This is a genomic window from Micromonospora echinofusca, from assembly GCF_900091445.1.
Taxonomy (GTDB): Bacteria; Actinomycetota; Actinomycetes; order Mycobacteriales; family Micromonosporaceae; genus Micromonospora; species Micromonospora echinofusca.
The window spans coordinates 5,364,244-5,376,530 of the sequence record NZ_LT607733.1; the positions used below are offsets into that span (position 1 = coordinate 5,364,244).

Annotated in this window: 4 protein-coding genes and 2 pseudogenes; 1 reads left to right on the plus strand and 5 read right to left on the minus strand. The window is 75.9% G+C overall.

Going from position 1 to position 12,287, the window contains the following annotated elements; all coding sequences use genetic code 11:
- Positions 1-151: 151 nt before the first annotated feature.
- Positions 152-5,059, plus strand: a complete 4,908-nt coding sequence (locus GA0070610_RS22785) for an SCO7613 C-terminal domain-containing membrane protein (RefSeq protein ID WP_089001933.1) — start codon at positions 152-154, stop codon at positions 5,057-5,059.
- A gap of 678 nt (positions 5,060-5,737) precedes the next feature.
- Here GA0070610_RS22785 and purE read toward each other — a convergent pair.
- The 5 genes and pseudogenes from purE to GA0070610_RS22805 form a co-directional block, all read right to left on the minus strand.
- A complete protein-coding gene (gene purE / locus GA0070610_RS22790; protein ID WP_089001934.1) occupies positions 5,738-6,229 on the minus strand; it encodes a 5-(carboxyamino)imidazole ribonucleotide mutase in 492 nt (163 codons plus the stop codon).
- Between the two features lie 53 nt (positions 6,230-6,282).
- Positions 6,283-7,464: a 5-(carboxyamino)imidazole ribonucleotide synthase gene (locus GA0070610_RS22795; protein ID WP_089001935.1), complete on the minus strand. Its 1,182-nt coding sequence runs from the start codon at positions 7,462-7,464 to the stop codon at positions 6,283-6,285.
- 89 nt (positions 7,465-7,553) lie between these two features.
- Positions 7,554-8,279: pseudogene (locus GA0070610_RS31995) on the minus strand (hypothetical protein); the annotation flags it as partial.
- A gap of 68 nt (positions 8,280-8,347) precedes the next feature.
- A pseudogene (locus GA0070610_RS32000) lies at positions 8,348-9,599 on the minus strand (thioredoxin domain-containing protein); the annotation flags it as partial.
- Positions 9,600-9,683: 84 nt separating this feature from the next.
- A complete protein-coding gene (locus GA0070610_RS22805) occupies positions 9,684-12,215 on the minus strand; it encodes a putative bifunctional diguanylate cyclase/phosphodiesterase (RefSeq protein WP_089001937.1) in 2,532 nt (843 codons plus the stop codon).
- Positions 12,216-12,287: the final 72 nt, after the last annotated feature.

The window sequence follows — 12,287 nt, forward strand, 5'->3', positions numbered from 1 at the left end:
CGACGGCCGGTCACGGAGCACGCTCCGCGACCGGCCGTTTGCCGTCCGCATGGACGATCTTTGTCCTGGACCCGCCGACAATTGTCGAAATCCGCGCCCACATTGGGCATGCTGCGAGGGTGGGAGTCCACAGTGCGGGTGGAGGGGTGTCGTGGCGACCTTTCAGTGCTCCTCGTGCGGCCGGGAGATCAAGCCGGCCGTCAGCTGCCCGCACTGCGGTGCGCACCAGCCACAGTGGGTCGAGCACCTGGCACAGATCGAGCGGTCCATCGCGGAGATGAAGGCCCGCGAGGCCGCCATCGCCAGCGAGCAGCGGCAGATCGCCGCCAAGATGCAGGCCGCGCTCTTCCAGCGGGACATCCTCGCCCACGCCGGTGAGGAACGCCTCAAGCAGGCCACCCGCCCCCGCCGGGTGCTGCGCAAGAGGCCGGGCCGCCGGCCACCCACGGCCGCCACCGGCGCCCCGCCCCGGGTCCCCCGGCAGGGCACCCCGGCCGGTCCGGAGGACCCGCCCCCGCCCCCGCCGTCGGCCGCCACCTGGCTCGACGCCGACGACCCGGAGCACCCGCCGGAGGCGTCCTCCCGCGAGGTGCAGAACATCCCCCTCGGGCTCGGCGCGCTGCTGCTCGGCGTCGCCGCCGTGGTCTTCGCCGCGGTGGCCACCAGCTCCATGGACGCGCTGGCCCGGCTGGGCGTCCTGCTGCTCGCGACCGTGCTCATGCTGCTCGCCCCGCCGGTGCTGGCCCGGCGCGGGCTCACCTCGACCGCCGAGACCATCTCCGCCGTCGGCCTGCTCCTGGTGCCGCTCGCCGGCTACGCGCTGTGGGCGGTCGACCGGATCGGCAACGGCGGCGCCTCGGGCGCGATCTTCGGCGCCATCGTCTTCGCCGTCACCGCCGGCGTCTCGTTCGGCTACGCGGGTTGGACGGGGCTGCGCGCGCCCCGCTTCGCCACCGTACTGGCCGCCCAGCCGGTGCTGCCGCTGCTGGCGTACGACCGGATCACCGGCCCGGGCGGCTGGGCGCTGGTGCTGACGGCGGTGGCCCTGCTCGACCTGTGGCTGGCGCGTTCCCCCGTCACGGTGGAACGGCCGGTCCGCCAGGACCTGCCCGAGCCCCCGGCCGCGCCCGCGAGCGCACCCCGGCAGCGCCGCGCCGACGGCCGGCCCGAGGGGGCGCCCGAGGAGGCCGGCGAGGTGCTCGACGGCGGGCTGCCGGCGCAGGACCGGGCCCCGGCCGGCCGTCCGGTGCCGTGGCTGCGGGAGCTGACCTGGGTGCTGCACGGGGTGGCGGTCGCCCTCGCCCTCGCGTACGCCGTCTCCGCCCTGCTGCGCGCGGGCACCGTGCCGGGCGCGACCGGGGCCGGGCTGGTGCTGCTGCTGGCGGCCGCCGTGGGGCTGGCCGGCACGCTGGTGCTGCGCCGGCCGCCGCTGCCCGACCTCGGTGCCGGGATCTTCACCCTCGCCGTGATCGGCGCGCTGAGCCGGATCGCCTCGGTGGCCTTCCCCGGGCGGGCGCTGCTGCTGATCGCCGCCGTCATCACGCTCACCGGGCTGGCCGTGCGGGCGGTACCGGAGGCGGCCCGACGCGGGCCGCAGCTCGCCTCGGCGGTCGCGCTCACCGTCAGCGGGGTGGTGGTCGCCGGTGGCGCCCTCCGCGCCGGGGTCGCCCCCGTCCGGGCCGCGCTGCCCGCCTGGGCGGCCGACCTGGACCGCTACCCGGCCGAGCTGGCGGCGGCCGTGGGCCCGGCCGCCTGGCAGCTCGCCGCGAGCGCCTTCCTGCTGACCGTCGCGGCGGTGCTGGCCCTGCCGTCCGAGATCCGCCGGGAGTTCGCCGTGGTCGGTGCGGCGCTGACCGCGCTCGCCGTACCCGCGTCGTTCGGCCTCGGGTGGGCGGTCGCGCCCTGGCCGATGGTGCTGACAGCGGTCGGCATCGGGGTGGTCGGGCTCTCCGCCCGCACGGAACGCGCGGCGCTGGCGCACGCGGCCACCGCCGCCGGCGTCGGCCTGTTCGGCGCGGGCGCCGGACTGGCCCGGCCGGCGCTGACCACGGCGGTCCTGCTCACCCTGTTCGCCGCCGGGGTCCTCGTCGCCGTGGCGCCCCGGATGCGGCTCGCCCCGGCGGCGGCCGACACCGTCTCGGCCTGGGCCGCCGGGGGCGCGGCGTTCGCGCTGCCGGGCGCGGTGGCCGCCTTCGTCGCCGCGACCGTACCGGTCGACCCGACGCCCACCCCGGCGAGCCTGCGCGAGGTCACCGTCCCGGTGCTCGCGGCCAGCTTCCTGGCGGTCTGCGTCACCCTCGGCCACGCCGCCGTCGTGCAGGTCTCCCAGCGACGCATCCCGACGCCGCTAGCCGTCGGCACCGCCCTCGGCGCGGTCACGGTCACCGCCGCCGCGTTCGGCGCCCCGGGCGCCACCGCCGCCGACGCCTGGGTGGGTGGCCTGCTGCTCGTCGCCGGCGCCATGGTGGTGTTCGCCGGCCCCATCGACGCCGGCCGACGCTCCGACCTCACCCTGGACGGCTCCGACCTGGCCGCCGCGGCGGTCACCGCCGCCCTGATCGCCACCCTGGCCCGGATCGCGGCCGTCCTCGCTCCCGGCGGGCAGCTCGCCGTCGCCGCCGGGCTGGTGCTGGTGGTGGCCGTGGCCGCCCGGGCCATGCCGGAGGAGTGGCGACGCGGGCCGATCGTCGGCCTCGCCGTCGGCGGCGTGCTGATCGGGCTGCTGGCCGGCTGGAGCGCGCTGCGGGGCGGGCTGGGCGTGCTCGCCACCCCCGGCCCGATCTGGAACGGGGACCTGACCGGCTGGCCGGCCGGGCCGACCGGCGGGTCGACGTGGCAGGCCCCCGTGGCCCTGGCGCTGCTCGGCGTCGCCGCCGCGGTCCTGCTGCCACCACCCTGGAAGTACGACGTCTCGGGCGTGGCGGCCGCACTCGCCACGATCGGCGCGCCGGCCGCGTTCGACCTGCCGTGGTGGTCGCCCGTCCTGGTCGGCGGCATGGTCGCCACCGTCTTCGGAGCGGCCGCCGTGGCCGCCGTCGATCCCCGGGCGGGCCTGTCCCGGGCCGTCGTGGCCGGCGTCGTCGCCCTGCACGCCGCCGGAGCGGGTCTGGTCCGGCCGTGGACCACCGCGCTGGCGCTGGGCAGCATCGCGCTGATCGGCCTCGTGGTGGCCGCGCTGGCCCGGTCGCTGGCCGTGCCGCTGGTGGAGGACATCGAGAACGAGGGGATGCCCCCGCACCTCGCCCAGATCGGAGGCGCCGCGGCCGGGGCCGCCCTGCTCGCGTTCCCGGGTGCCGTCGCGGCGCTGGCCGCCGAGTTCGGACGCGCGCCGGAGGTGGTGCTCACCGCCGCGTTGGCCGCGTCGAGCCTGGGCCTGGCGGCGGTGGCCGCCGTCCGGCGGCGGGTCCCGCAGTACCTGCCCTGGGCGAGCGCGGCGGTGGCCGGCGGCGCCACGGTGAGCGCCCTGGCCGCCGTCCCCGCCAACCAGCCCGTCGGTGTGTACGCCGCCGCCGCGGCCCTGCTCGGGGTGCTCGCCGAGCTGGTCCGGGGCGCGACCGAACCGCCGGTCGGCGCGGCCCAGCCCGTACGACGCTGGTCGGTGCTGCTCGACGGCGCATTGCGGCGGCTGCCCGACGACGGGACGCAGCGCCGCTGGCGGGTCAGCCCCGCCGCCGGTGCGCTCGCCGCCGGTGCGCTGCCCACCGTCCTGGCGCTGGTGTCGATCGCCCCGGCCCTGGTCGTCGCACTGGTCGATCCGCACCGCAGCCTCGGCCGGGTCTGGCAGGGACCACCCCCGGAGCTGCTCACCCCGCCCCCTGAGGCGATCGACCCGACCCACGTGCTGACCGCGCTGCTGCTCACCGCGACCGCCGCGCTGGCCGCCACCGGTTTCAGCGGCGGGCGGCGCTCCCGGGCGGTACCGGTCGTGCTGCCCGGCGCCGCCGTGACCCTGCTGATCACCCCGGCGTCGCTCGGCAACGGCTGGCCGGCGAGCACCCTGGCGGCGCTGTCCGTGTTCACCATCGCGATGCTGGGGCTGGCGCTCACCCCGCCCCCACCGCTGGTCGAGCGGGCCCGCTCGCTGCGCCTGACCCGGGTGCTCGTCTTCGCCATCGGGCTCGCCGCCGGGAGCGCGGGCCTGGTCGGTGGCCTGGCGACGCGGGAGCTGACCCTGTTCACCCTCGGTGGCGCGGTCGGCGTCGGCACGGTGGCCGCGCTCTTCGGCACCACCCAGCGGGCGCGCATCCTCGGCTGGCTGTTCGCCTCGCTGATGGCACAGCTCTTCGTGCTCACCGCCGGCCTGGTGGCCGGGCTCGCGGCCGTCTGGTCCGCGTTCGGCGTACTGGCGGTGGGGGCGGCCCTCCAGGTGTTCGCCGCGACCCTGCCCAGGCTGCGTCGCCCCGAGGCGCAGCGGGAGGCGGCCACCGTCGAGTGGAGCGGGCACGCTGCCGCCCTGATCGCCCTGGCGCTGGCCTTCGACTCGCCCCGGCACATCGCGGCCCTGCTGGCCGGCTGGGGCGCGGTCCTCGGCGTGGCGGCCACCCGACCCGGCCGCCGGCCGGTGGAGCGGCGCATCCTGTTCTGGGCGGTCGTGGTCTGCGAGATCGCCGCCTGGTGGATCCTGATGCGGGTCGCCGACGTGGCGCTGCCGGAGGCCTACACGCTGCCCTTCGCGGCGCTCGCCCTGCTCGTCGGCGTGCTGGAGCTGCGGCACCGGCCCGACCTGAGCAGTTGGGTCGCGTACGGGCCCGCGCTGGTCGCCGCGTTCGTGCCCACCCTGGCGATCGTGCTGGCCACCGACTCCAGCACGCTGCGCCAGGTGCTGCTGCTGCTCGGTGCGGTGGCCGTCCTCGTCTTCGGATCGATGAGCCAGCAGCAGGCACCGGTTATCGTCGGCGCGGCCGTGACCGCGATCGCGGCGGTGCACGCGCTGTTCAGCCTGGGGCCGTGGCTGGCCCTGATCCCCGTCGGCATCCTGCTGCTGGCACTCGGCGCCAGCAACGAGCGCCGGCGCCGCGCCCAGGAACGCCTCCAGACAGCCCTGCGCGGCATGCGCTGACACCGGGCCCACCCGCGGGGACGGGCGCCGCTCCCGCACGCCGGCATGCCGCACAACCCGTTCCCCGTAACGGCATCGACCACCGGACCACGAAGTGCCGACCACGCGTCTGCCGACCACGCGAACACATAGCGTAAGGAACAAGGAGCAACGGCAACCTGCCCTCCGCGCCCTTTGCTCTGCAGCCACCGACGCACCGCTCACGATGCGTTACGAAGCCTGGCCACCTCGTTCCGGCAGCCGGAAGAGAAGTGCCAGCTCGGGGGCTGGTGCGTCGATGGGTGCAGAGCAAAGGGCCCGAAGGGATAAGACCTCTCCGGGTCGAGACGGCAACGCTGGGTGACGGGCCATTCAGTTACTTCAAGTGGCGGCCCCCGTGGCCTGCCGGCCTCCCGGTGGCCGGTCCGGGCTCGCGGGCAGCGGCTCGGAGCGCTGGCGAGGTGGAGCAACAACGGCATCGGCCGAGCCGCCGGCCCCGTAGCCCGGCCTCTGGCGCCGCGAGAGACAGATCCGAGGCGAAGAAGCCGCGACAAGCCCGGGCAGGGGCGCGGGCGGCAGGACCGACCGCGGCCCGGGCAGGGGCGAGGACCGACCGCCGCACGGGAGGCGAGGCGCGGAGCAAGGGCAAGAACGACGCGGAGAGCCGGGCGAGGCGCGAAGCGGCGTGGGAGGCAGAGGTCAGGCGAGGGAGGCGCGCAGGGCGGCGTCCTTTTCGGCGACCAACTGCTCCAGGTCGGCCTGGTAGGCCGACATGCGGTCGAGCAGGGTGCGGTCGGCGGCGGCCAGGATGCGGACGGCGAGCAGCCCGGCGTTGCGGGCGTTACCGATCGACACGGTGGCCACCGGCACGCCGGCCGGCATCTGCACGATGGAGAGCAGCGAGTCCATCCCGTCGAGATGCTTCAACGGCACCGGGACGCCGATCACCGGCAGCGGGGTGACCGAGGCGACCATGCCGGGCAGCGCCGCCGCGCCACCCGCCCCGGCAATGATGACCTTCAGGCCCCGGTCGGCCGCGGCGCGTCCGTAGTCGATCATCTTGATCGGCGTACGGTGTGCCGAGACGACCTCGACCTCGTAGGGCACCTCGAACTCGTCCAGCGCCTCGGCGGCGGCCCTCATCGTCGGCCAGTCCGAGTCGCTGCCCATGATCAGCCCAACGACGCTCACCGCGCTCTGCCTCTCGTTCGGGCCCTCGGGGCCGGCAAGCTCACCTGTCACGATCACTCGTGCCCCTCACGCAGCCAGCGGGCGGCCCGCGCGGCCCGCGCCCGTACGTCGTCCAGGTCGTCGCCGAGCACCGTGACGTGCCCGATCTTGCGGCCGGGACGCACCTGCTTGCCGTAGAGGTGCACCTTGGCGCCCGGCTCGGCCGCGAAGAGGTGGTGCAGCCGCTCGTCGATCGACATCCCGCCCGGATCGCCGCCGAGCACGTTCGCCATCACCGCCACGGAAGCGGTCAGCGAGGTGTCGCCCATCGGGTAGTCGAGCACCGCCCGCAGGTGCTGCTCGAACTGCGACGTGCGCGCGCCCTCGATGGTCCAGTGCCCCGAGTTGTGCGGCCGCATCGCCAGCTCGTTCACCACGATCCGGCTGCCCCCGGGTGCGGCCCGGTCGGCGACCTCGAACAGCTCCACGGCGAGCAGGCCGACCACGCCGAGCGCGGTCGCCAGGTCGATGGCGAGCTGCTGGGCGGCTACCGCCAGCTCCTCCGGCAGGCCCGGCGCGGGGGCGAGCACCTCGACGCAGATGCCGTCGCGCTGCACCGTCTCGACCACCGGGTACGCGGCGACCTGCCCGAACGGCGAGCGCGCCACCTGCACGGCCAACTCCCGGCGCAGCGGCACCCGCTCCTCGACGATCAGCCGGGTGCCGCCGGCCAGCAGGGTCTTCGCCAGCTCGTCGGCCTGCGCCGCGTCGTCGACCAGCCAGACGCCCCGGCCGTCGTACCCGCCACGGGCCGCCTTCAGCACCACCGGCCAGCCGACCTCGTCGCCGAACGCCACCAGGTCGGCGGGCTCCGCCACGGGTCGCCACGCCGGGTTCGGCGCGCCCAGCTCGCCGAGCCGCTCCCGCATGGCCCGCTTGTCCTGGGCGTGCAGCAGCGCGTCGGCCGGCGGGAAGAGCTTCACGCCCTCGGCCGCCAGCGTCCGGATGTGCTCGGTGGGGACGTGCTCGTGGTCGAAGGTGACCACGTCGCAGGCCTTGGCGAAGGTACGCAGCGCGGCGAGGTCGGTGTGGTCGCCGTACTGGACGTCGGCGGCGACCAGCGCGGCGCCGTCGTCGGGGGCCAGCGCGAGCACGCGCAGCGACTGGCCGAGGGCGATCGCGGACTGGTGGGTCATCCGGGCCAGCTGGCCACCGCCCACCATGCCGACAACGGGCAGACCGGTACGGGAATCCATAGCGGCGCCAGCCTATCGGCACGCCCCGCGACCTGTGCCGCCGGCTGCCGCATCGCCGGCCTCCGGACCGGCCGCCCCGGCCGTGCGACTCAGCGCCGGCCGAGCTGGCCGACCAGGTCGTCCACCGCCGTCACGGGACGCTCGCAGACGAAACCCCGGCAGACGTACGCGGTGGGCCGCCCGTCGACCATCGGCCGGTCGGCGAGCAGGGGCACGCCGGGCTGACCGGGGCGGCCCGCCACGACCACCGCACCGGGTGGGGCGTGCCGGTGCGCTGCCGCGACCAGCGGGTCCCCGGCCGGGTCGTCCGTGACCACCGCGATCTCGTACGGCCCGGAGAGCAGCGCCTCCCCGACGGTGGCCGCGTAGCCGGTGAAGCGGGCGTGCCGGCCGACGATGGGCGCCACGGTCGACAGGGCCGCCTCGGCGGCCTCCCGGTAGCGGGTCTCCCCGGTCAGCGCCGCGTACGCGACCAGCGCCGCGACGATCGCGGAGCGCCCGGACGGGGTGGCGTTGTCGGTGGGGTCGGCGGGGCGGCTGACCAGCCGTTCGGCGTCGTCGGCGGTGTCGTAGAAGGCGCCGCCCGGCGCGGCGAAGCGCGCCAGCGCGGTGTCGAGCAGCTGACCCGCCAGCTCCAGCCAGCGCCCCTCGCCGGTGATCTGGTGCATGGCGCAGAACGCCTCGGCGACGCAGCCGTAGTCCTCCAGCACCCCGGCGGGATCGCCGACCGTCCCGTCGCGGGACACGCGCCGCAGCCGGCCGTCGACGATGTGCACCCTCGCCAGGTGGTCGGCGGCGTCGCGCATCGCGCCGTAGGTGCCCTCGGCCACGCCCTCCAACGTCTGCGAGGCGTCGTCCGGGCCGGCCGGGCCGAACGTGTCGGCCACCCGGTTGAACTCGGCGATCGCGGTGATCGCCAGCCCGTTCCAGGCGGCCACCACCTTGTCGTCCCGGGCCGGCTGCGGCCGTTCCCGGCGGGCCGCGAGCAGCCGGTCGACGACGTCCTGCCAGCGCCGCGTCACCGCCGGGTCCGCGTCGTCCACGTCCCGGGCGAGCCGCAGCACGCTGGTGCCGTGCTCGAAGCTGCCGGCCTCGGTGACGGCGAACAGGTCGGCGGCCCAGCGGCCGTCCTCCTCCCCCAGCACCTCGATGAGCTGGGTCGGCGTCCAGACGTAGGTCGATCCTTCGACGCCCTCGGTGTCGGCGTCCAGCGCCGAGGCGAACCCGCCGGACGGGGTACTCATCTCGTCGGCGAGGAACCAGGCGGTGTCCTGTGCGACCCGGCGGGCCAGCGGGTCGCCGGTCAGGCGCCAGAGCTGGGTGTACGCCCGCAGCAGCAGCGCGTTGTCGTAGAGCATCTTCTCGAAGTGCGGCACGGTCCAGTGCCCGTCGACGGAGTATCGGGCGAAGCCGCCGGCGAGCTGGTCGTAGATGCCGCCCCGGGCCATCGCCTCGCAGGTGTGCCGGGCGATCTCCAGGCTGCGCGGGGAGCCGGTGCGCTGGTGGTGCCGCAACAGGAAGAGCAGGTTCATGTGCGGCGGGAACTTCGGCGCCCCGCCGAACCCGCCGTTCGTGGCGTCGTACTCCTTGGCGAGCTGCTCGGCCGCGGCGTCGAGCAGCGCGGCGTCCAGCGGCGCGGTGGGCCCGCCCACGGCCTGGGCGCCGCCGATCGCCTCGACCACGGCGGCGCCCTGCTGGATCACGGCGTCGCGCTGGTCCCGCCAGGCGGCGGCGACCGACTGGAGCAGCCGGACGAAGTTCGCCCGGGGGAAGTAGGTGCCGCAGAAGAAGGGCGTGCCGTCCGGGGTGGCGAAGACGGTCATCGGCCAGCCGCCCTGCCCGGTCATCGCCTGGGTGGCGGTCATGTAGACGGCGTCGACGTCGGGACGCTCCTCGCGATCCACCTTGACGGCGACGAAGTCGTCGTTGATTAGGGCCCCGACCTGCTCGTTCTCGAACGACTCGTGGGCCATCACGTGGCACCAGTGGCAGGCGGCGTAGCCGACCGAGATGAGCACCGGGACGTCCCGGCGCTTCGCCTCGGCGAACGCCTCGTCGCACCAGGGCCACCAGTCGACCGGGTTGTCGGCGTGCTGGAGCAGGTACGGGCTCGTGGCGTCAGCGAGTCGGTTCACCCGACGACCATAACCATCCCGTGGCGCGCCCGCCCGCGCTCCGGCACCCGACGGCACCGCCTCCCCGCAGGCGGCCCGGCGGGGTCAGGAGGCGCCGTCGGCGCGCAGCGGCAGGACGTTGGGTCGGGCCTCGTCGAGGAGGGTGCCCAGGACCGCGCCGATCTTGTCGGCCGGCATGGGCTTGAAGAAGTGGTAGCCCTGGGCGGCCGTGCAGCCCAGCTCGGCCAGCGCCAGGCGCTGCTCGGCGGTCTCCACGCCCTCGGCGACCACCCGGAGCCCCAGCTCGTGGGCGAGACCGACGGTGGTACGCACGATCGCCGCCGCCTCCGGGGAGTCGGCCATCCGGATCACGAAGGAACGGTCCACCTTCAGCTCGTCGACCGCGATCCGGGTGAGGAACGTCAGCGAGGAGAAGCCCGTGCCGAAGTCGTCGACGGCGAGCTGCACGCCCATCGACCGCAGGGTGGCGAGCACCTCGTCGATGACCTCCAGCTCGCTCATCACCACCGTCTCGGTGATCTCCAGGACCAGCCGGTCCGGCGGCACCTGGTGCCGGCGCAGGGCATCGGCGATGTCGGCGGGCAGGCGGGGGTCGAGCAGGCTGCGCGCCGACAGGTTGACCGAGATCGGCACGTCGAGCCCGTCGCCGGCCCAGCCGGCGGCCACGGCGAGCGCCTTGTCCAGCACGTAGCGGGTGAAGGTGCCGAGCTGTTCGCTGTTCTCCACGGGGCGGATGAAGTCGTGCGGCCCGAGCCAGCCCCGGCGCGGGTGCCGCCAGCGGATCAGCGCCTCCACCCCGGTCGGCGCCCCGGTGGTCAGGTCGACCGCCGGCTGCAACGCCAGCACGAGCTGGTCGTCGGTCTTCAGCGCCTCGCGCAGCTCGGCCAGCAGGGCGAGCTGGTCGGTGCTCGCGGCGTCCCGGGCGGAGTCGTACGCGGCGACGCTGCCGCCGCCCTCCTTGGCCTGGTACATGGCGATGTCGGCCCGGCGCAGCAGCTCGGTCAGGTCGGCGGTGCCGGCGTCGGCGACCACCACCCCGACGGAGACCTCGACGGACATCCGTACCCCGGCCACCTCGGTCGGCGCGGCGAGCCGCTCGGCGATCTCGCGGGCCTGCCGCAGCGCGTACGTCATCGGGGCAGCCCTGTCGCCGATCACCGGGACCGACGTCAGCAGCAGCGCGAACTCGTCGCCGCCGAGGCGGGCGAGCAGGTCCCCGGGGCGGGCGAGGGTGCCCAGCCGGTTGGCGGTCAGCCGCAGCAGCTGGTCGCCGGCGGCGTGCCCGAGGGTGTCGTTGACCTCCTTGAACTGGTCGATGTCGAGCAGCAGCAGCGCGACCGGGTGGTCGTGGGCGAGCTGGCGCAGCGCCTGGTCGCCCTTGCTGAGCAGGGCCGACCGGTTCGCCAGCCCGGTGAGCTGGTCGTGCACCGCCTCGTACGACGAGCGGGCCGTGACCAGCCGCAGCTCCCGGTGGGTCGCGGCGTCGTGCAGCGCGGCGGCGAGAGCGTCGCCGAACGCGGCGAGGGCGTCGTGTTCGCGGGCGTTCGGGGGCGCGGAGCGCGGGAACCGGATGCGCAGCTCGCCCACCCGGGCCGCACCCACGGTGAGGGTACGCACCAGCTCGTGGCCCTCGGGCTCGTTCCGGCCCGGCGGGGCTACCTCGCGGTCGACCAGTTGGCCGCCCGGATCACCCCGGTAGCGCCGCCACCGTCCGTCGCCGCGAGCCACGTCGACGTCGACGAGTTCGGCGTTGAAGACGGCCAGCGCGCCGGTCACTGCGGCCGTGGCGACGCCCCGCTCGTCGAGCTGGTTGAGCGCGGCGGTGGCCTCGGCGAAGACCCGCCAGGTGCGGCGTTCCTGGTCGGCGCGCAGCCGGTGCCGGTAGGTCTGCTGGAGCAGCCAGAGCGGCGGCGGGAGCAACAGCAGCCAGCGCGCGTCGAGCTCCAGCAGCGCCACCACGACCAGGCCGACGGCCACGTTCCCGACGAACATCAGCAGCTTGCCCCGCAGCGCGGCGAGCAGCGGCGGCCCGACGGGGATGCCGTGGCGCAGCGCCAGGGTGGCGCCGCCGAGCCAGGCGGTGGCGAGGAGGTAGGTGACCGACCCCGCGAGCACGGCCAGGGCGAGCGCCGGGGTGGGCGTCGCCAGCAGCGGCTCGCCGAGCCAGGTGGTGACCGAGACGGCCAGGGCGGTGGCGGCGGTCAGGGAGGCGGTGATCCGGACGACCTCCAGCACCGGCCGCCGGTCGCCGAGCAGCGACATGGCCGACCAGGCGAGGGCGGCCCCGAGGAGCGCGGCGGAGGGGAGCCAGCCGGTGGGCGTCAGGTAGAGGCAGATGATCAGCGCCGCCTCGCCCCAGGTGATGCTCACCATCCCGGCGGAGGTGCGGAACCGCAGCCGGGCCAGCTGGGCGACGGCGAACACGGCGACGGCGAGGCCGAACCGGGCCGGCCCGCCGAGCGGGTCGTCGGTGGGCAGGCGGATCGGCGCGGTCCACCCGAGGCCGGCGGCGACCAGTGCGGTCAGCGCGACGGCGACCGTGAGCAGGAGCAGCCGCGCGGGGGTGCCGCGGGTTTCGAGCCGGTCGGTCGACTCGCCGGCCCTGCCGGAGGTCACCGAGCCGCTCCGCCCGCGGGCCGCTCGCCGTCACGACGGGCGGCCGCTGCTGTGGTGGTCATCGGCGCCCCC